Here is a 19,799-nt window from a genome sequence, read left to right as displayed (position 1 = left end):
TTAGCCGATAGCTTCCCGTGGCTGGCCAAGCGGTCTGGAAACCCGCAAGGCCGCGAGGCAGCCGACAATGCCGAGCGGCACGAAGGCAAGAAACAACCACGACGCGACATTCGCCGCCGCGTCGTGGTTCAGACCTTGCGAAAAGCCGCTGGCGTTGGCGACGATGCCGGCGAGTGCGGCGCCCACGGCATAGCCGATGCGCTGCATGGTCGGCACCGCCGCCGAGGCGATGGTCTGCTCGCCCTCCGGCGCGGAGGCCACGATGACGCGCGTGAGGAAGGGCCAGGCCACGCCGAAGCCGCCGCCTTGCAGCAGGGCGCAGATCAGGATCAGCGGAATGGAGCCCAGCGGTATCGCATACGCAAAGCCTGCGATGCCGGCCGCGATCATCACCGCGCCGCCGACGATGATCAGCCGCTCGCGCTGCGGCGGCGCGTTGGCGACCAGGATCGACAGGATCGACCAGGCGATCGATTCGGCGGCGATGATGTAGCCGGTGGTCAGCAGCGGAATGTCGTGAAGACTGGTCAGCAACAGCGGCCCGTAGACGCCGAAGGAACAGGTCGCCACCGAAAAGGCGGCAACCATGGTCATGCCGGCGCCGACCGGCGTGCGCCACGAGAACAGCCGCGCCGGAAACAGCCGCGAACGCGGCTTCAGCGCGTCGATGGTGAAGAACAGCACCAGGCCTATCAGGCCGAAGGCCATCAGCAGCGAAGAGCGCAGCAAGGCGATGTCGACGCCGGCCGAGGCAATCAACACCACGGCGACGGCAAGGCAGCCAAGGGCCGCGAACGGGAAGGGCGGCGCCTTGCCCGTGCTCGTCTTGGGTTTCGTCGCCTGCGGCGTGTCGAGCACGATGAAGCTTGCCAGCGCCATGGCAGTGCCGCCGAGAGTAAAGATGCCGAAGGCCCAGCGCCATGACAACAGCTCGGTCATGATCGCGCCGAGCAATGGTCCGCTGAAGGCGGCGACGCCCCAGATCGCCGACATGATGCCGAAAAGCTGCGGCCAGATGGCGCGCGAGAACAGTCGTTCGACCGAGACGAAGGCCAGCGACACCAGCGCACCGCCGCCAAGTCCTTCGATCAGGCGGCCGGCGAGGAACAGTGGCATGGAAGGCGAGGTGGCGCATATCAGCGCGCCTGCTGCGTAGAGCAGCGCGGCGACCACCATGTTGGTGCGCAAGGGGACATAACTCACCAGTCGTCCGGCGGCTGCGCCGGCAACGATGGCGCCGAGTTCGTAGATCGCCAGCGACCAGCCGACGAGCTGTACGCCCGCCAGTTCGCCGACCATGGCCGGCATCACCGTTGCCACCATCGTCTCGTTGGTGGCGTGCAGCAGGATGCCGAGGCTGATGAAGCAGAAGCGCGCCAGGTCGCCGCTTGCCCACAATAAGCGCCAGTCGACCCTGTTCGTGCTGATCTCGGTCATTTCCACCCCTGTCTTGCATATCTCGACGCCAGCGCAGCACGCCAGAAGCCAGTACGGGTTTCCGGCAGGACCATGCGAATCGACAGCGCCGGATCGAGGCGTTGTGGCGTTCGGGGCAGGCTTGTAAAACCTCAACCGGGGTTGAGCTCAAGCGGTTTTTTTGAAGATCGTTCGCGCGGCAGCCTTTCCGGTTGCGGGTTCGTTGCGCGATCAGTTCTCGGTGCTGCGCAGCTGGAATTGGCTGACGCCGATCGCGAGGTTCATGCCGGTCTGCGTCTGCAAGCTGAGCGGCTGCAAGGTGAAGGCCTGAGAGGAGCCGCCGACCAGCAGATTGGCGCCGGCGCCGACGGCGGCCGTCACCTCCGCGCTGGCGCCGATGTAGTCGCCGGCCAGCGCACCCGGCGCATAGATGTTCTTCAGCGGCGTCAGCACGATCCACTGCATGACCGTCTGCTTCGTCGTGCCGATGTCGAGGCCGTATTTGTTGACAGCGCCGAAATAGGCTTCCGGCGCGAAGCTTTTGTCGGCGGGGTTAAAGGTGCAGCTCAGATCCTTGCTTGAGCCGAAGATGAAGCCGGTGCCGCCGCCTATGGCGCAGTCAAGCGTACCGACTTCCATGCCTCGGTCCTGCGCCTGCACCGCTCCGGATAGCGTGGTGAACATGGCGGCAGCTATGGCTGTCTTCAGCATGATGGTTCCCCTCCAAAATCAAACGGCGCGAAACCATCCTATTTGGTTCCGCGCCGCGGGGTGAGGGGTCATGGAGCGCACGGCTCCATGTAATCACTTGAATGAGTGGATCAGCTGGAGCGAGGTCACGGCCACGGCAAGGTTGACGCCGGTCTGCGCCTGGACGCTGAGCGGCTCCAGCATGAAGGCGCTGTCCAGGCCGCCAACCAGCAGATTGGCGCCGCCGCCGGTCACCACGCTCGCTTCGGCGTTGACACCGTAGTAGCTGCCGGCGAGATCGCCTCCGTCACGGTCCCGGGTCGCAGCCAGCACGGCCCAGACGAGCTGGCCCTGATGCGTCTGGCCGACATCGAGGCCGATCTTGGAGATGACGCCTGTGTAAATCTCGGACGGCCCGTGATGATGAGGCCGGAAGACACAGGACACGCCCTTGTTGGAAGCGACGATATAAGCGGTGCCGCCGTCGATGGTGCAATCGAGCGTGCCGAGTTGCAGCTTGCCGGCGCTGGCCGGAGCCACCGCGAACATCGTCGTGGCGAGGGCAGCGGCGCAGGCGAGTTTCTTGATCATGGGAGGGTCCTTTCGCAAAATACTTTCAACAACGGCTTGGGTGGGTAGACCGTTCCGCCGAAAACTTGGCGCGATCAAGGCAGGGGCCGAAAGCCTCCTGCCGGGGTTAATGCGCGGTTGCGAAGTGCGTCCTTTCGGACACGCAAAGAATCCCGCAGCACTTGGATGTCATGCGGATTTGTATGGGAAGCCGAACCGAGATCAGCTGACGCGGGCGAGGCCATCCTTGGCCGGCTGGTAGGTAGGGTCGAGGCGAACGGCTTCCTTATAGGATTTCGCGGCCTTCGCCTTGTCGCCGCGCCGCTCATAGATCAGCGCCTGGTTGGACCAGGCCTCGGCATTCCTGCCGTCGAGCTTGATCGCCATGTTGAAATCGGAGAAGGCATTGTCTTCGTCGTTGGTCGCCAGATAGGAGAGGCCGCGGCCATTGTAGGGTTCGGCGGCGTCCGGCGCCAGCGAGATGGCGGTCGAGAAGTCCTCGATGGCGAATTTGTGCTGGCCCTGGCTCTGATAGATCAGGCCTCGATTGTGGTAGGCGCGCGCGTCGGTCGTATCGAGCTGGATCGCCTTCTGAAAGTCGTTGAAGGCGTCCTGGGTGCGACCCGCCTTGCGGTAGAGATTGCCGCGGCCGATATAGGCGGCGTCATAGTTCGAGTTGATCTGGATCGAACGGTTGTAGTCCGCCAGCGCGGCTTCCTGGTTGCCGAGGAAGCGCTGGATGAGCGCGCGATTCGAATAGGCCTGGAAGAAATTCGGATTGAGCTGGATGGCTTGATTGAAATCCTTGAGCGCCGCCTGGTACTGACCGCCACGGCCATAGGCCGAGCCGCGCACATTGTAGCCTTCGGGATCCTGGGGATTGCGCTGGATGACCGCCGACAGCGAGGAAATGTTCTCGCTCGACCCTTGCGCCTTGTCGATGTTGTTGAATTCACCGGTCGGGCCCGCCGTTTGGCAGCCGGCAAGCGCCAGTCCGGAGAGCAGGGCTGCTGTCAGGGCGAAACCACGCAATGCGGTCCCGCGCTCCACGCTCGTTGCGTTCATGTCTGCCCTGTCCTCACTTCAAGCCGCGTCGTTCAGGTCCGGCTCCCCCTCCGGACCGGTCACATCAAAACAAAAAGGTGGCGGCGATTCCACATCGCGCCACCTCTGATATCCTTCGAAAAGGACGAAAAATTGGCGTTAGAACCGCGGCGGACGCGGAGCGCCACCTGCACCGCCGGCGGCGCCAGCAGCGACCGGGCGCGGCGTCATCGGCAGTAGGCCTTCGCGCTGGGCGCGCTTGCGGGCCAGCTTGCGGGCGCGGCGAACGGCTTCAGCCTTTTCGCGGGCGCGCTTCTCGGACGGCTTCTCGTAGTGACCGCGCATCTTCATTTCACGGAAAATGCCTTCGCGCTGCATCTTCTTCTTGAGAGCGCGAAGCGCCTGATCAACGTTATTGTCGCGGACGAGTACCTGCACGGGCAATCCTGTCTTTCGGGTTTGATATCAACAGGCAAGCGGCCATAGCCACTAGCCTCCGCGGCGGTTTACACCACGAATTGTGGCGGCTGATAGCAGAATCATGCCGCGCTGTCCACAGCGGAAATGAATTTGCGGGGCCAGCCGCCGTCTGTTTGCCTTGATATAAGGAGCCGACTAGGCCGTCGCGAGGTGCAGCAACTCGAAATTTTCGAAGAACTCGCCGTAGTCGCAGGTGATCTCCTCGCCCACGCCGATGTCGCGGGTCGCGGTGGCCCCGCCATATTGCGAAAAATCCGTATTCGGATTGCTGGAATGGTTCATGAAGCGGCCATTGTCGACTTCATAGACCAGGAAACCTGGCCGGTCCGGGCTCGGATAGGCATAGCGGTCGAGCAGCTCCCTGAGATGCGGGGGTGCCGTCTCGTATTTGTCCATGGGGATCAGCCGGTCGAAATCCGGATCGAGCCGCCAGATCGAAGCGCCTTTCCTGATCGGCTCCGCGGCGAACACGCCGACACCTTCGATCGCACTCGCAGTCACATAGGTTCTGATCAGCATCATGGTTCCAGACCCGCTTTTGGACATAAACGGAATCGCCAAATCGCGGCGAAAAATCAAGAGCGGCCGTTTGCCTGGCGGTTATGAGCATGCATCCCGCCGCTGGAATCTTCACGTCCGGTTGATCGACACGCCGCCATCGGCAAACAGAGCCGCTCCGGTGGTGAAGCTCGAGGCGTCGGAGGCGAGATAGAGTGCCGAGCGGGCGATCTCCTCCGGCATCGCGATACGCTTCAAAGCATGCAGGCCTTCGACGAAAACCCGTGATTCCGGGGTCTTGAAGGTTGCCGCCGGTGTGTCGGTGCCGCCGGGCAGCAGCGCGTTGACCCGCACGCCTTTCGGGCCGTATTCGGCGGCCAGCACCTGTGTCAGTCCGATCAGGCCGGCCTTGCTCGCGGCATAACTAGTCATGCCGGGCATGCCGACTGTGTGACCAACGAAGGTGGAGGTGAAGATCAGCGAACCGCCGCCGCGCTCGATCATTGCCGGCACCTGGTATTTGGCGCCGAGAAACGCGCTGGTGAGGTTGGTGTCGAGCGTCTTGCGCCATCCCTCCAGCGGCAGGTCCGAAATCGGCCCCATCCGGCCAACGGCGCCGGCATTGTTGAAGGCGATGTCGAGCCCGCCGAACTTTTCGACCGCCAGATCGACAAGGGCCTTTGCATAGGCTTCGTCCCTGACATCGCCGGCAAGCGCGATGGCCGCGCCATCATTGTCTTCTATCTCGGCGACGAGCGTATCGAGCTCGGCCTGACGGCGGGCGGCGACGATGACCTTGGCGCCTTCCTCGGCAAAGAGTTTTGCCGAGGCCCGGCCGATGCCGGAACTGGCGCCGGTGACGATGGCGATCTTGTTTGCGAGTGCGAACATTTTTGCATCCTTTTCTTCGCGCCGGCCTGACCGGCAGTTGGGGTGCTTGGTCGCAGATCGAGGCAAGGCGAGCCACCCGATACGTGCCAAGATGCTGGAAAGCGCCGACGCACCAGATGCGTCTTTTTCACCACGGCGCAAAACGGCAAGCGCCGTCGCAAACAGCGCAAGGGTGGAAGTGCTGTTTCGCTAGTGATACACCTCGCGCGCCGGGACCGAACGAACGCCGGCCGCCATTCGCGAAGCCTTTTTGGGGCGAGGTTGGGACGTTGAAGAAATATTCGGTATTCGCCATCGCCCGGGAAGCCATGCGCGGCCACAAGGGCTGGGAGGAACAGTGGTCCTCGCCTGAGCCCAGGAAAGAATACGACGTCATCATCGTCGGCGCCGGCGGCCATGGCCTGGCCACCGCCTATTACCTCGCCACGGTGCATGGCATCACCAATGTCGCGGTGCTGGAAAAGGGCTGGCTCGGCGGCGGCAACACCGGCCGCAACACCACCATCATCCGCTCCAACTATCTCTATGACGAGAGCGCCGGCATCTACGACCACGCGCTGAAGCTGTGGGACGGGCTCAGCCAGGAGCTCAATTACAACGTCATGTATTCGGCGCGGGGCGTCATGATGCTCGCGCACAATGTGCACGACGTGCAGGTGCTGAAGCGTCACGTTCACGCCAACCGGCTGAACGGCATCGACAATGAGTGGCTGACGCCGGAGCAGGCGAAGGAATTCTGCCCACCGCTCAACACCTCCAAGGAGGCGCGCTATCCGGTGGTCGGTGCGTCGCTGCAGCGGCGCGGCGGCACGGCCCGTCATGACGCCGTTGCCTGGGGCTATGCGCGCGGCGCCTCGGCGCGCGGCGTCCACATTATCCAGAATTGCGAGGTTACCGGGGTCAAGCGGGCGGCCAATGGCGCGGTGATGGGCGTCGACACGACGCGCGGCTTCATCGGCGCCAAGAAGGTGGGCGTCGTTGCCGCCGGCCATTCCTCCGTCATCATGAACATGGCCGGCGTGCGCATGCCGCTGGAAAGCTATCCGCTGCAAGCGCTGGTGTCGGAACCGGTCAAGCCGGTGGTTCCCTGCGTGGTGATGTCGAACACGGTGCACGCCTATATCTCTCAGTCCGACAAGGGCGAGCTGGTGATCGGCGCCGGCACCGACCAGTATGTCTCCTACTCGCAGACCGGCGGCTTGCACATATTGCAGCATACGCTCGACGCCATCTGCGAGATGTTCCCGATCTTCACGCGCATGAAGATGCTGCGCTCGTGGGGCGGCATCGTCGACGTCACGCCCGACCGCTCGCCGATCCTGGCCAAGACGCCGGTGCCCGGCCTCTATGTCAATTGCGGCTGGGGCACGGGCGGCTTCAAGGCGACGCCGGGATCGGGCCATGTCTTTGCCCATACGATCGCCAGGGACGATCCGCATCCGATCAACGCGCCCTTCACCATCGAGCGCTTCCGCACCGGACGGCTCATCGACGAGGCGGCGGCGGCGGCGGTGGCGCACTGATGATGGCGCAGATGGCTGTCGCGATGCCGCTGATGCTGGCGGGGGAACAAGTGCTGGCGGGGGAACGGGGCATGTTCCATTTTCCCTCGCCGGACGAAGTGCGCACGCAGCCGATCAGCCGCACCGGCAACGAAACCGTCTGGCCGTTTTCGGTCGATGACGGCACGCTGGCCTGCGTCTGGAGTGGCGGCCAGAGAGTGGTGATGTTCTTCGAGGGACGACCCGAAGGACTCGACGAGGCCGAGACATTCCAGCCGCGTCAAGTCATCGTCACCACCGATCCGATGCAGCTCACCCTCGGCAACATGGCGTCCCGCGATCTGTTTCGTCCCGCTGCAAGCGTGGAAGAGCGCATCCGGCTCGTCGCACCGTTCGCGACCTTGGGACAGAAGCTTTGCGATCAACCGGCGGGCGCCCACGTCGGCCACGGCGAATTGTAGGAACCAGGACAATGCTTCTCATCCGCTGCCCCTATTGCGAGGAAGAGCGTCCGGAACTCGAGTTCCGCAACGCTGGCGAGGCGCACATCGCGCGCTCGGCCAATATGGCCGGCGAGAGCGACGACGATTTTGAAAAGTTCTTCTTCATCCGCTCCAACCCCAAGGGCATCATTTATGAGCGCTGGCGGCACATGCATGGCTGTGCGCGCTTCTTCAATGCCGTACGCGACACCGTCACCGACAAATTCGTCATGACCTACAAGGCCGGCGAGCCCAAACCCACCAAGCTGCCGAAAAACTCCAACGAAGTGGTTGCCAAATGAGCGGCGCGTTCCGCATTCCCGGCGCTGGCCGCTTCAGCCAAGCCAAGACCGCGCGGTTCAGCTTCGATGGCCAGTCCTATGCCGGCATCGAGGGCGACACGCTGGCCTCGGCGCTGCTCGCCAATGGCGTCCATCTCGTCGGCCGTTCGTTCAAGTACCACCGTCCGCGCGGCATCCTGTCGGCGGGCGCCGAGGAGCCGAACGCCCTGGTCGAAATCAGGCGCGACGCGGCACGCAAGACGCCGAACGTGCGGGCGACCGTGCAGGAGCTCTATGATGGGCTTGATGCGCAGTCGCAGAACCGCTGGCCGTCACTGTCCTTCGACCTCGGTGCGGTCAGCGATATCGCCTCGCCGCTGCTTTCGGCCGGCTTCTACTACAAGACCTTCATGTGGCCGAAAGCGGCGTGGAAGACGCTCTATGAGCCAAAGATCCGCGCCGCGGCCGGTCTTGGCGTTTCCCCGGACCAGCCGGATCCCGACCATTATTCATCGCGCTATGCGCATTGCGACGTGCTGGTGCTGGGCGGCGGTGCGGCAGGCATCGCGGCAGCGCTTGCGGCGGCCGAGACCGGCGTGCGCGTCATCCTCGCCGACGAGCAGGCCGAGTTCGGCGGCAGCCTGCGTTTCGAGAGCGGCGCGAAGATCGACGGCCAGGACGGTTTTGCCTGGGCGCAAGCTGCCGTGGCGAAGCTCGCCGCGATGGACAATGTCCGCGTGCTGTCGCGCACGACGGCGTTCGGCTACTATGCGCAGAATTTTATCGGGCTGGTCGAGCGTGTCAGCGAACATCTGAGGACCCCCGGCCACGATCTGGCGCGCGAGCGGCTTTGGCAGGTCCGGGCCAAGCGCGTGGTGCTGGCCTCCGGTGCGATCGAGCGCCACATGGTGTTTGCCGACAATGACCGGCCCGGCATCATGCTGGCGGGTGCCGCGCGTACCTATCTCAACCACTATGGCGTCGCCGTCGGCAGGAATGTCGGCGTCTACACCGCCAATGATTCCGCCTATGCAGCGGCGATCGACCTGAAGAAAGCCGGCGTCAACGTGGCGGCGATCGTCGATCTGCGCGACAATCCGACCGGACCGGTGATCGATGAGGCGAGGGCGCTCGGCATCGAGGTCAATTTCGGCCGCGCGGTGATCCGCGCCGGCGGCAAGCTCAGGGTCTCGTCGATGACCGTGCAGCCGAAGAATGGCGGCGGCGAACGCACCATCGCGGTCGATGCGATACTGATGTCGGCCGGCTGGACGCCGTCGGTGCATCTGTTCTCGCAGTCGCGCGGAAAGGTCGCCTTCAACGACGAGACCAAGCGCTTCGTGCCGGGCATCTATGCGCAGGACTGCGTCTCGGTCGGCGCCTGCAACGGCACCGATGGGCTGTCGGCCACGGTGGACGAGGCCTATGCGGCGGGCGTCAGGGCGGCGAAAGATGCCGGCGCCAAGGCCGCCAAGAGCAGCAAGCCGAAGGTCGATGCGTCGGAGAGCTGGTCGCGCGGTATGTTGGGCGCGGCGCCCGGCGCCGGGCCGGACACGACGGTGAAGGCGTTTGTCGATTTCCAGAACGACGTCACCGCCAAGGATATCCGCCAGGCGGTGCACGAAGGCATGCGATCGATCGAGCACGTCAAGCGCTTCACCACCAACGGCATGGCGACCGACCAGGGCAAGACCTCCAACATGCACGGCCTGGCGATTGCCGCCGAGGTGCTGGGAAAGCCGATCCCGGAGGTCGGCCTGACCACGTTCCGCGCGCCCTATACGCCGGTCACCTTCGGCGCGATCGTCAGCCATGCGCGAGGTCCGCTGTTCGACCCGACACGCAGAACCGCGATCCATCCCTGGGCCGAGGCGCAAGGTGCCGTGTTCGAGGATGTCGGCCAGTGGAAGCGCGCCTGGTATTTCCCCAAGGCGGGCGAGGACATGCACGCGGCGGTCGACCGCGAATGCGTCGCCGTGCGCAAGACGGCTGGCCTGTTCGATGCCTCGACGCTGGGCAAGATCGAAGTGGTCGGGCCGGACGCGGCCAAATTCATGGAGCTGCTCTACACCAACCCATGGGAGAAGCTGGAGCCCGGCCGCTGCCGCTACGGCATCATGCTGCGCGAGGACGGGTTCATCTATGATGACGGCGTCGTCGGCAGGCTGGCCCCCGACCGTTTCCACGTGACGACGACGACCGGCGGCGCGCCGCGCGTCATGAACCATATGGAGGACTATCTCCAGACCGAGTTCCCGCATCTCAATGTCTGGCTGACCTCGATCACCGAGCAATGGGCTGTTATCGCGGTGCAGGGACCCAAGTCGCGCGACATCATCGCGCCGCTGCTCGAAGGCATCGACATGTCGGACGAGGCGCTGCCGCACATGTCGGTGCGCGAAGGCAAGATCTGCGGCGTGCCGACGCGGCTGTTCCGCATGTCGTTCACCGGCGAGCGCGGCTTCGAGGTGAACGTGCCGGCCGACTATGGCCAGGCGGTCTGGGAAGCTCTGTGGGCCGAAGGCCAGAAGCATGGTGCGGCTGCTTATGGCACCGAGGCGATGCACGTGCTGCGCGCCGAAAAGGGCTACATCATCGTCGGCCAGGACACCGACGGCACGGTAACGCCGAACGACGCCGGCCTCGATTGGGCGGTCGGCAAGAAGAAAACCGATTTCGTCGGTATCAGGGGTTTGACGCGGCCGGATCTCGTTGCCAAGGGCCGCAAGCAATTGGTCGGCCTGAAGACCAGGGATCCCAAGGTGGTGCTGGAAGAGGGCGCGCAGATCGTCGAGGACCCGAAGCAGGCGATCCCGATGAAGATGATCGGCCATGTCACCTCGAGCTACTGGTCGGAAAATTGCGGCCGCTCGATCGCTCTGGCGCTGGTCGCCGGCGGCCGCGACCGGATGGGCGAGACCCTCTATGTGCCGATGCCGAACGGGGTGATCGAAGTGGAGGTTACCGGCATGGTGTTCTTCGACGAGACGGGAGGGCGCCTCAATGGCTAAGGCCGCTGCAAGAAAGACGGCTCCGGCTGCATCGCCTTCGGTCGAACGCCGTCCGGCGCTGGCTGGGCGCAGCACCACTGCCGCCAGCGTCAAGGTCGAGGTGCTGCCGCCGGCCGAGCGCGTTTCATTACGGGCGCCGGAGGCTTCGGTCGCAGCGCTTTCAAAGGCGCTCGGCGTGACCTTGCCGAACAAGCCGAAAACCGCTGCCGCGAACGGCGGGCGCACCGCTCTGTGGCTCGGCCCCGACGAATGGCTGGTCATCGATGAGGCCGACAACGATCCGCTCGCCGATTGCGCCAAAGTATCCGCGCTGCATTCGGCGGTCGGCGTCTCGCATCGCAACATCGCGATATCAGTGACGGGTGCCGGAGCGGCGGCGGCGATCAATGCGGGCTGCCCGCAGGACCTGTCGCTCGACGCCTTCCCGGTGGGAGCAGCGTCGCGCACCATCCTGGGCAAGACCGAGATCGTGCTGCTGCGCACGGGTAACGACGCCTTCCGGGTCGAATGCTGGCGTTCCTTCTCGGACTATGTCTTTACTTTGCTGTCCGAGGGATCGCGCGACGCGGCGGTCTGAACTCGGAACGTTTTGCAGGGCACGCTCGTTCTGCATCCGCACGCCGAGGGAGAATGCCGATGCCGTCGAATTCCGCGCCGAAGTCGCCGGTCATAAAGACATCGGCTGTCCGCTCGCTCGAACACGAGCGGCACGAAGCGCCGAGCGCCGAAGACGAACTCGAGGAAGGCCTCGAAGACACGTTCCCGGCCAGCGATCCGATATCCATCACTGGAACGGCCATTCCTGGAGCTCCGGCAAAACCAGGCAAGGCCAAGACCGTGCCCGGGCGCAAGAGGCGCAAGCCGTAGTTTCCATCGGGCAAGATCTCATCGGGCCTTCTCAATCCCCTTGGACATGCTATTTAAAGCGCTTTGGGAGATGAAAATGCCGACAAAAGCGATCGTATGGGGCGAGAACGTCCACGAGCAGACCAATGAAGCCGTGCGCGACCTCTATCCCTTGGGGATGCACGGCACCATTGCCGCCGCCCTCAACCAGGACAAGGGCATCGAGGCGACCACCGCCACCTTGCAGGAACCCGAACATGGCCTGAGCGAGAAGCGCCTGGTGGCCACCGACGTGCTTTTGTGGTGGGGCCACGCGGCGCATGGCGAGGTCAAGGACGATATCGTCGAGCGGGTGCAGAAGCGGGTCTGGGAAGGGATGGGCCTGATCGTGCTCCATTCCGGCCACTACTCGAAGATATTCAAGCGGCTGATGGGCACGCCCTGTTCGCTGAAATGGCGCGAGGCGGGCGAGCGCGAGCGCGTCTGGGCGATCAACCGCGGCCACCCGATCGCGCAAGGCATCGGCGAGTGCCTGGAGATCGGCGAGACGGAAATGTATGGCGAGCCGTTCGCCGTGCCGGAGCCGCTCGAGACGGTGTTCGTCTCCTGGTACGAGGGTGGTGAGGTGTTCCGATCCGGGCTGACCTACCAGCGCGGTGCAGGACGGATCTTCTACTTCTCGCCCGGCCACGAGACCTATCCGATCTATCACAATGAGGGCGTGCAGCAGGTGCTGCGCAACGCCGTCCATTGGGCGCACAACCCGGCGCCGGCCTGGTCCGGCATCACCAACGCGCCGAACGTGCCGACGGATGCGGCCAAGGAGAAGATCGTGCAGAAGGGGCTGCGCCTGCATGCCGACGGCGACAAGGGCCTGAGTTGATTCGGGCCTGAGCTGATCGGGGCCTGAATTGCTTAAGGCGTGAGTTGATTGGGGCTTGGGGCTAATGCACCGAATTCTTCTGCTCGGCACCGGCGGTATCGCCGGGCATCATGTCGAGGAGTTTGCCGAGATCCCGGGCTGCAGCATCGTCGCCTGTGTCGACCAGGTGCCCGGCCGCGCCGCAGCGTTTGCCGCCGTCAGCAAGATCGGCGAATCTTTCGAGAGCCTGGAGGCGGCGATCGCCTGGGGTCAGTTCGATGCCGCCATCAACGCGACGCCGGATGGTGCGCATATGGCGACGACGCTGGCGCTGCTTGCCCAGGGAAAGCATGTGTTTTGCGAAAAGCCGCTGGCGCCGAACCACGCCGACGCGCTTGATATAACCGAAGCGGCCGAGGCTGCAGGGGTGGTCAACATGGTCAACCTGACCTATCGCAACTCACCGGCGATTCATGAAGCGCGGCGCATGGTGCTGGCCGGCGAGATCGGCGAGCTGCGCCATGTCGAGGCGAGCTACCGGCAAAGCTGGCTGGTCAGCCAGTCATGGGGCGACTGGCGGGTCGAGGACAAATGGCTGTGGCGCTTGTCCAGCCGGCACGGTTCAACCGGCGTGCTGGGCGACGTCGGCATCCACATCCTGGACTTCGCCACCTATGGCGCCGATCAGGACATCGTCAGCCTCCACGCCGATCTGGTGACGTTTCCGAAGGCCGAGGGCGAGCGCATCGGCGACTATCTGCTGGATGCCAATGACAGCGTGGCGATGACGGCCCGGCTCAGTTCCGGCGCGCTCGCCACGATCGCGGCGAGCCGCTACATGACCGGCCACGCCAACGATTTGTCGCTGGCCCTGCACGGCACCAAGGGCGCCATCAGGGTCGAGACCGACGGCAAGGCATCTAACCTGTCGGCCTGTCTCGGCGGCGATGTCGATCTTCAGCAATGGCGAACGCTGGCGCTGCCCAGTGTCAAGCGCAATGCGCGACGCTTTGCCGATGCGCTGGATACAGGCCGGAATGGCGATCCGTCGTTCCGGCGCGCCGCCGACATGCAGAAGCTGATCGACGCAGCCTTTGAGAGTTCAGCGGCGAAGCTGCCGATTTCGGTCGGCTGAAACTGGCCGGCTTGTGCCGGCCCGCAGATATCAGAATGCGCTCGGCACAATCCACGGATTGATGCTGATGCCGAGGCGCGGGCCCTTGCCTTCAGCGGTGTTTTGCGTGGCACCCTTCTTCTCGACCGAACCGGTCGAAGCGCAATCGAGCTTCACGTTGGTCTTGGTGTCAACGCAGGCCGCCACCGGCGCATGCTTGACGGGGTGGGTGGTGTTGGCGGCGAAGGCCGAGCCCGAAAGTGCCAGCACGGCGGCGAGGGTGAGGAGTGTCTTTTTCATTGTCAGTCTCCGTTTTCGACGGGTAAATTTCTCTCGTACATGTACGATACACTGTACATATACGCCCGTCGATCGCGAAGTTCAAGGAAAACCGTACGCGTACGATAAATTTTTTGTTAACCAAGAAACCCCCCAGGTCTGGAGGGGAATACACAAACCAAAGGAAACGGGGTTCAGCAGTTGACCGGTGTCTCGGTCAGTGGCGGCACGTTTTGCGTGCTGAGCGTGGCAAGCGTGAAATCGCACATCCGCTTCACGAAGGCCTGCGGGTCGCCGAAGGGGTAGAACGGAAAGGTGATGAGCAGCGAGATCGTGCCGTGGCCGACCGCCCACAGCATGGTGGCGATGGCGCGCGGATCGCCCTGCAATTTGCCGGCGGCGACGCAGGCCTCGACCCTGCTGATCAGCACCTTCATAGCGGGGTTGCTCTCTTCCATTTCGTTGTAGCCTTCTGGCAGCTTGGTCTTTTCGGTCATGAACACGGTGCGGTATTCGTTGGGATTGCCGAGTCCGAAAGCGGCATATTCGGTCATCACCGCCTGCAAGGCCTCGATCGGATCGTCGGACGGATGCTCCTCGATGCGGCGGGCAAGCGTCTCGAATGCATCCTCGGCCAGAGCGAACAGGATGTCCTGCTTGTCGGCGAAGTAGGAATAGACCGACATCGGGGCGTAGCCGACCCGCTTGGCCAGCTTGCGGATGGTCAGGCCTTCATAGCCTTCCTCCTGGACGAGCTTGTGCGCGGCCTCGACCAGTTCGGAGCGCAGTTCGGCCTTTTGTTTCTCGCGGCGTGTCGGGACGCTCGGCGGCAAGATCTGGTGCCTTTGGTTGGTTGGTGTCTGGCTAAATTATATACGCTGTACGGAAACGGACAAGAGCGCGGGAGGTTCCCAAGCGGTATGCTTCGGATCGTGCCGACGCTTGTCGAAGTTGGCGGCACCCGTGATCAGCACCTTTGCTCCGTCAAAGCGGCCCATCACGCCTCCTTGTCGATCAGCTTCGCGGCAAGACGCGAAAGCAGCTTCACCGCCTCGCCATAGGTCCGGGCTTTTTCCGGATTGGAGGCGTTGCCGTCCAGCGCCCGCTTGTAGACGCCTTGGCAGATCGCGGCCAGCCGGAAGAAGGAAAAGGCCAGGAAGAACGTCCAGTTGCCGATACCGGTGAGCCCGCGCCGCCGGCAGTAGGCGGCGACGTAGTCCGTTTCGGAGGGCAGCCCGAGCGCCGCGCGGTTGATGCCGCCCAGGCCGCGAAAACCCGACGCGTGCGGCAGCCGCCATTGCATGCACTGATAGGCGATATCGGCGAAGGGGTGGCCCGATGTCGACAGTTCCCAGTCGAGCACCGCCAGAACCTTTGGCCGGTCCGGCGCGAAGATCAGATTGTCCAACCGGTAATCGCCATGCACCAGCGAGACGCGGCCGTCATCGGCGGGCATATGCGTCTCCAACCAGGCAATCAGCCGATCCATATCGGCGACGGTGCCGGTTTCCGAAGCGCGGTACTGGCTCGTCCAGCGCGCCAGCTGGCGCTCGAAATAACTGCCCGGCCGGCCGAAATCGCCGAGTCCCACTGTTTCGACATCGACCTCGTGCAGCGCGGCAAGAGTGGCGTTCATGGCATCGTATATGGCGGCGCGTTCTTCGTTGTCGCGAGCCTCCGGCAGGGCCGGATCCCAGAAAATGCGGCCGTCCAGGAAATCCATCACGTAGAACATGCGGCCGATGGGCGAGTCTTCCGCCGACAGATGCAGCATGTCAGGAACAGGCACGGCGGTGCCGGCAAGCGCGCTCATCACCCTGAATTCGCGGTCGACCTGATGCGCCGATTTCAGCAATTGCCCCGGCGGCTTGGCGCGCAGCACGTAACGGCCGCTTGCCGCCGTCAAAAGGTAGGTCGGGTTCGATTGGCCGGATTTGAACTTCTCAACTGCCTCAAGGTCGGAAAAGCCAGGTATGTTCGCCTTGAGGTAAGGCGCAAGCGCTGCCTGGTCGAGAACGGGATCACTCATGCCGTCTCGGGCTGGCGTTCTATCAAGGTCAGCGTCAGCCAGCGCGCGGTCAGCGCCGGCTTCTTCGAACCCTCGATCTCGATCGTCACGTCATGCGCGGTCTGCACCCAGCCCGACGGCCTGACCTTGACGTCGGCCAGCACGAAACGCGTGCGGATGCGCGCGCCGGTCTTCACCGGCGCCAGGAAGCGCAGCGAATCGAAGCCGTGGTTGACGCCCATCTTGCCGTTTTCCAGCGGCGGCATGGTCTCGAAAGTCATCGCCGACAACAGCGACAGCGACAGGAAGCCGTGCGCGATGGTGCCGCCGAACGGCGTTTCGCGCATGGCCCGCTCCGGATCGCAGTGGATGAACTGGTGGTCGTCGGTGGCGTCGGCGAACTGATCGATCATGCGTTGCGTGACCACCCGCCACGGCGACACGCCAACCTCCTTGCCGACACTGGCCACAAGCACATCGAGACTGATCGGTTCCACGCTCATGTCCTCCAGTTCACCCCCGGCTTCTGTGGCCGGAAAATGTCATTCCTTGAACAAGGTCAGCCCGTGCTGCACCGACTGTCCGCCGTCGATCGGCAGGATGGCGCCGGTGATGTAGCTGCCTGCACGGCTGCACAAATAGAGCGTTGCGCCGGCAATGTCATCCGGTGCGCCGATACGGCCGATCGGAACATGGCTGCCGACATGCCTGGCCTGCTCATCCGTACTGGTGGCGAATGCCGTCATCCGGCTCTGGAAGGGGCCGGGAGCGAAGGCATTGACGGTGATGCGGCGGCCGGCGAACTCGAGCGCAAGGGTGCGGGTCAGATGATGCACGGCTGCCTTGGACGCCGTGTAGGAATAGGCGTCGTCGGCCAGCGGCTGCGTGCCCATCACCGAACCGAGATTGATCACCCTAGCCGGATCGGCGTCGCTGGCGGCAGCGTCGAGCAGTGGCAGCAATTCGCGGGTCAGATGGAAGACTGCGGTGACATTGACGCCAAACACCTTGGCCCAAGCCGAATAGGGGAAGCTTTCCAGCGGCGCGCCCCAGGAGACGCCGGCGTTGTTGACCAGAATATGCAGTTTCCCGGTCCGCGCTTTGACCTCGGTAACGAGTGCGGCAATGCCGGTTTCGCTGGAAACGTCCCCGGCGAAGCCTTCGGCCCGGCCGGATGCGCCAAGCTCGTTCAACTCTTCGGCGACCTGGATGCAATCCTCGCTCTTGCGCGACGCGATCATCACGCTGGCGCCGGCCCTGACCAGCGCGGTCGCCGCCATGCGGCCTATGCCGGTCGCGGCACCCGTCACCAGCGCGGTCTTGCCGGCCACCGAAAACAGCTCGTCCAGATAGCTCATCACAATCCTCCGCGCTCGGCATGCGGGCAAACAGTTCGCGTTGACAAGGCTATCCGAAGTACGGTCATCCTTGCCACTGACAAAATGCCTGGCATGCATGAAGGGTTAGCGACCGATGACGGAGATGAATCTCGGCATGACCGAGCGGCTGAAGCCGATCCACACGCGCGTCGCGGCCATGGTGCGCGACGAGATCATGCCGCTCGACAGGGAATTTCTGAGCGAGGTGGGCAAGGCAGGCAACCGCTGGGTCTACAGTGCGCGCCAGAGCGAGATCCTCGAAGGGCTGAAGAAAACCGCAAGGGAGCGCGGCCTGTGGAATTTCTGGCTGACCGGCTCGGAACTCGGCTACGGCCTTTCCACCGTCGAATATGCCTATCTGGCCGAGGAGATGGGCAAGGCGCATCTCGGCGCCGAGACCTTCAACTGTTCGGCGCCCGACACCGGCAATATGGAGGTGCTGGAACGGTACGGCTCGGCCGACCACAAGAAAGAATGGCTGGAACCGCTGATCGAGGGCAAGATCCGCTCGGCCTATCTGATGACCGAGCCGGATGTCGCGTCGTCCGATGCCACCAACATTGCCATGCGCTGCGAACGCCAGGGCGACGACTACGTGCTCAACGGCGAGAAATGGTGGGCTTCGGGCGCCGGCGATCCGCGCTGCGCCATCTACATCGTCATGGTCAGGACCGGCGGCGATGACGAGCCGCAGCACCGCCGTCATTCGATGATCCTGGTGCCATCAGGCACAAGGGGTGTGACCAAGGTCCGGGCCATGCAGGTTTATGGCGATGACGACGCGCCGCACGGCCACATGCACCTTCGCTTCGACAATGTGCGGGTACCGACATCGAACCTGATCCTCGGCGAGGGCAGGGGGTTCGAGATCGCGCAAGGGCGGCTCGGTCCCGGCCGCATCCACCATTGCATGCGCGCCATCGGCCAGGCCGAGATGGCGCTCGAGATGCTGTGCCAGCGTTCCTTGCGCCGCGAGGCCTTCGGCCAGAAGCTGGCAAAGCTCGGCGCCAATTTCGACATCATCGCCGAATGCCGCATGGAGATCGAGATGGCCCGGCTGCTCTGCCTCAAGGCGGCGTGGATGATCGACCAGGGCGACGCCCGCGCCGCAGCCCCCTGGATCAGCCAGATCAAGGTGGTGGCACCCCGCGTCGCGCTCAAGGTCACCGACGAGGCGGTGCAGATGTTCGGCGCGCAAGGCATCAGCCAGGACACGCCGCTGGCGCGGTCGTGGACGCATCTGCGGACCTTGCGCCTTGCCGACGGGCCGGACGCCGTGCATCGCCGGCAGGTGGCGCGCACCGAGCTGAAGAAATACACGCAGGAAAAGGTCTGAGCGTCGGCATCGTCATCCGGCGATGCCGACAGTCCAAGCACGGAGTGTTCCAATGGCCGTCTCCTCCGAAATGAAGGCGCTGCTGCTGGTCGGCGACGGCTACACCAGGACGCCGAGCGGCAGTGTGCTGGAGGCGATGGAGCCGTATGTCGAGCTGGGCAACATCGCGGTGCCGACACCCGGACCGACGCAGGTGCTGATCAAGGTCAGCCTCGCCTCGATCAACCCCTCCGACATCGCCTTCGTCAAGGGCCAGTACGGCCAGCCGCGCGCCAAGGGACAGCCGGCCGGCTTCGAGGGCGTCGGCATCGTCGTCGCCAGCGGCGACGAGACCTATCCCCAAAGCCTGATCGGCAAGCGCGTCGCCTTTGCCACCGGCGCCACCAACTGGGGCTCGTGGGCCGACTATGCCGTCGCTGAAGCTGCTGCATGCATTCCGCTGCTCGACACGGTCCGCGACGAGGATGGGGCGGCGATGATCGTCAACCCGCTCACCGCGCTCGCCATGTTCGACATCGTCAAACAGGAAGGCGAGAAGGCCTTCGTCATGACCGCCGGCGCCAGCCAGCTCTGCAAGCTGATCATTGGCCTGGCCAGCGGAGAGGGCTTCCGGCCGATCGTCACCGTGCGCCGCGACGACCAGATCGCGGCGCTGAAAGCGCTCGGCGCGGCGCACGTCCTCAACGAAAAGGCGCCGGATTTCAAGGCGGCGCTACGCGAGGTGATGAAGGCCGAGCAGCCGCGCATCTTTCTCGACGCGGTGACCGGGCCGCTGGCTTCCGCCATCTTCGACATCATGCCGAAGCGGTCGCGCTGGATCATCTATGGGAAGCTCGATCCCGAACACACTGTTATCCGCGAGCCCGGCCAACTGATCTTCCAGCACAAGCATATCGAAGGTTTTTGGCTGAGCGAGTGGATGCGCCAGTTCCGCGATCGCCGCGGCCCGGCGATCCTGGAAGCGCAGAAGCGTTTTTCCGATGGGCGCTGGTCGACCGACGTGACGGCGGTGGTGCCGCTTGCCGAGGCGATGGCGCGGGTGCCAGCGGAACTGGCCAAGCCGAACGGCAAGGTGTTCATCCGGTCTTAGGCCAATTCGAAAGATTCGAG

General features: G+C 64.0%; 22 protein-coding genes. 10 read left to right on the top strand and 12 right to left on the bottom strand.

What is annotated here, in order from left to right:
* From EOA19_RS07295 to EOA19_RS07265, 7 genes are all read right to left on the bottom strand, one after another.
* Positions 1 to 1,437, bottom strand: coding sequence for an MFS transporter (locus EOA19_RS07295; RefSeq protein ID WP_023810133.1), 1,437 nt, complete (start codon positions 1,435 to 1,437; stop codon positions 1 to 3).
* A gap of 210 nt (positions 1,438 to 1,647) precedes the next feature.
* Positions 1,648 to 2,127, bottom strand: coding sequence for a DUF992 domain-containing protein (locus EOA19_RS07290; protein ID WP_023810132.1), 480 nt, complete (start codon positions 2,125 to 2,127; stop codon positions 1,648 to 1,650).
* Between the two features lie 93 nt (positions 2,128 to 2,220).
* Entirely contained in the window at positions 2,221 to 2,697 is a 477-nt protein-coding gene (locus EOA19_RS07285) for a DUF992 domain-containing protein (RefSeq protein WP_023810131.1), read from the bottom strand.
* A gap of 201 nt (positions 2,698 to 2,898) precedes the next feature.
* Positions 2,899 to 3,741, bottom strand: a complete 843-nt coding sequence (locus EOA19_RS07280) for a tetratricopeptide repeat protein (RefSeq protein WP_023810130.1) — start codon at positions 3,739 to 3,741, stop codon at positions 2,899 to 2,901.
* A 138-nt stretch (positions 3,742 to 3,879) separates the two neighbouring features.
* On the bottom strand, positions 3,880 to 4,158 hold the full coding sequence (gene rpsU, locus EOA19_RS07275) for a 30S ribosomal protein S21 (RefSeq protein ID WP_023810129.1): 279 nt from the start codon (positions 4,156 to 4,158) through the stop codon (positions 3,880 to 3,882).
* Positions 4,159 to 4,335: 177 nt separating this feature from the next.
* Positions 4,336 to 4,722, bottom strand: a complete 387-nt coding sequence (locus tag EOA19_RS07270; RefSeq protein WP_023810128.1) for an SET domain-containing protein-lysine N-methyltransferase — start codon at positions 4,720 to 4,722, stop codon at positions 4,336 to 4,338.
* A 108-nt stretch (positions 4,723 to 4,830) separates the two neighbouring features.
* On the bottom strand, positions 4,831 to 5,589 hold the full coding sequence (locus EOA19_RS07265) for an SDR family oxidoreductase (RefSeq protein WP_023810127.1): 759 nt from the start codon (positions 5,587 to 5,589) through the stop codon (positions 4,831 to 4,833).
* A gap of 269 nt (positions 5,590 to 5,858) precedes the next feature.
* On the opposite strand from EOA19_RS07265, the gene EOA19_RS07260 reads away from it, so the two are divergent.
* From EOA19_RS07260 to EOA19_RS07225, 8 genes are all read left to right on the top strand, one after another.
* On the top strand, positions 5,859 to 7,112 hold the full coding sequence (locus EOA19_RS07260; protein ID WP_023810126.1) for a sarcosine oxidase subunit beta: 1,254 nt from the start codon (positions 5,859 to 5,861) through the stop codon (positions 7,110 to 7,112).
* Positions 7,112 to 7,552 carry a hypothetical protein gene (locus EOA19_RS07255; protein ID WP_023810125.1) on the top strand — a complete coding sequence of 147 codons (441 nt, stop codon included), beginning with the start codon at positions 7,112 to 7,114 and terminating at the stop codon, positions 7,550 to 7,552. The genes EOA19_RS07260 and EOA19_RS07255 overlap by 1 nt, the downstream gene beginning before the upstream one ends.
* Before the next feature lie 11 nt (positions 7,553 to 7,563).
* Positions 7,564 to 7,875 carry a sarcosine oxidase subunit delta gene (locus EOA19_RS07250; RefSeq protein WP_023810124.1) on the top strand — a complete coding sequence of 104 codons (312 nt, stop codon included), beginning with the start codon at positions 7,564 to 7,566 and terminating at the stop codon, positions 7,873 to 7,875.
* Positions 7,872 to 10,865: a sarcosine oxidase subunit alpha gene (locus EOA19_RS07245; protein ID WP_128303164.1), complete on the top strand. Its 2,994-nt coding sequence runs from the start codon at positions 7,872 to 7,874 to the stop codon at positions 10,863 to 10,865. The genes EOA19_RS07250 and EOA19_RS07245 overlap by 4 nt, the downstream gene beginning before the upstream one ends.
* Entirely contained in the window at positions 10,858 to 11,442 is a 585-nt protein-coding gene (locus tag EOA19_RS07240) for a sarcosine oxidase subunit gamma (RefSeq protein ID WP_023810122.1), read from the top strand. Before EOA19_RS07245 ends, EOA19_RS07240 begins: the two co-directional genes overlap by 8 nt.
* 59 nt (positions 11,443 to 11,501) lie before the next feature.
* Positions 11,502 to 11,732, top strand: coding sequence for a hypothetical protein (locus EOA19_RS07235; RefSeq protein ID WP_023810121.1), 231 nt, complete (start codon positions 11,502 to 11,504; stop codon positions 11,730 to 11,732).
* A 76-nt stretch (positions 11,733 to 11,808) separates the two neighbouring features.
* Positions 11,809 to 12,594: a ThuA domain-containing protein gene (locus EOA19_RS07230; RefSeq protein WP_128303163.1), complete on the top strand. Its 786-nt coding sequence runs from the start codon at positions 11,809 to 11,811 to the stop codon at positions 12,592 to 12,594.
* Between the two features lie 64 nt (positions 12,595 to 12,658).
* Positions 12,659 to 13,708, top strand: coding sequence for a Gfo/Idh/MocA family oxidoreductase (locus EOA19_RS07225; protein ID WP_128303162.1), 1,050 nt, complete (start codon positions 12,659 to 12,661; stop codon positions 13,706 to 13,708).
* 30 nt (positions 13,709 to 13,738) lie between these two features.
* On the opposite strand, the gene EOA19_RS07220 is transcribed toward EOA19_RS07225, so the two are convergent.
* The 5 genes from EOA19_RS07220 to EOA19_RS07200 all read right to left on the bottom strand — a co-directional run bounded on the left by EOA19_RS07220 (position 13,739) and on the right by EOA19_RS07200 (position 17,332).
* Entirely contained in the window at positions 13,739 to 13,987 is a 249-nt protein-coding gene (locus EOA19_RS07220; protein WP_128303161.1) for a DUF680 domain-containing protein, read from the bottom strand.
* Between the two features lie 173 nt (positions 13,988 to 14,160).
* On the bottom strand, positions 14,161 to 14,799 hold the full coding sequence (locus tag EOA19_RS07215) for a TetR/AcrR family transcriptional regulator (protein WP_023810117.1): 639 nt from the start codon (positions 14,797 to 14,799) through the stop codon (positions 14,161 to 14,163).
* 164 nt (positions 14,800 to 14,963) lie between these two features.
* Positions 14,964 to 15,995: a phosphotransferase family protein gene (locus tag EOA19_RS07210; RefSeq protein WP_128303160.1), complete on the bottom strand. Its 1,032-nt coding sequence runs from the start codon at positions 15,993 to 15,995 to the stop codon at positions 14,964 to 14,966.
* Positions 15,992 to 16,477, bottom strand: coding sequence for a MaoC family dehydratase (locus tag EOA19_RS07205; protein ID WP_281040474.1), 486 nt, complete (start codon positions 16,475 to 16,477; stop codon positions 15,992 to 15,994). The genes EOA19_RS07210 and EOA19_RS07205 overlap by 4 nt, the downstream gene beginning before the upstream one ends.
* Before the next feature lie 39 nt (positions 16,478 to 16,516).
* Positions 16,517 to 17,332 carry an SDR family oxidoreductase gene (locus EOA19_RS07200; protein WP_128303158.1) on the bottom strand — a complete coding sequence of 272 codons (816 nt, stop codon included), beginning with the start codon at positions 17,330 to 17,332 and terminating at the stop codon, positions 16,517 to 16,519.
* 115 nt (positions 17,333 to 17,447) lie between these two features.
* On the opposite strand from EOA19_RS07200, the gene EOA19_RS07195 reads away from it, so the two are divergent.
* Both EOA19_RS07195 and EOA19_RS07190 read left to right on the top strand, forming a co-directional pair.
* Complete coding sequence (locus tag EOA19_RS07195) at positions 17,448 to 18,689, top strand: acyl-CoA dehydrogenase family protein (protein ID WP_128303157.1); 1,242 nt, start codon at positions 17,448 to 17,450, stop codon at positions 18,687 to 18,689.
* A gap of 52 nt (positions 18,690 to 18,741) precedes the next feature.
* Positions 18,742 to 19,779 (top strand): zinc-binding dehydrogenase, encoded by a 1,038-nt coding sequence (locus EOA19_RS07190; RefSeq protein WP_128303156.1) that lies wholly within the window; start codon positions 18,742 to 18,744, stop codon positions 19,777 to 19,779.
* Positions 19,780 to 19,799: the final 20 nt, after the last annotated feature.

This window comes from Mesorhizobium sp. M7A.F.Ca.US.010.02.1.1 (assembly GCF_004023085.1).
GTDB lineage: Bacteria > Pseudomonadota > Alphaproteobacteria > Rhizobiales > Rhizobiaceae > Mesorhizobium.
This window is presented reverse-complemented; position numbering and strand designations above follow the sequence as displayed.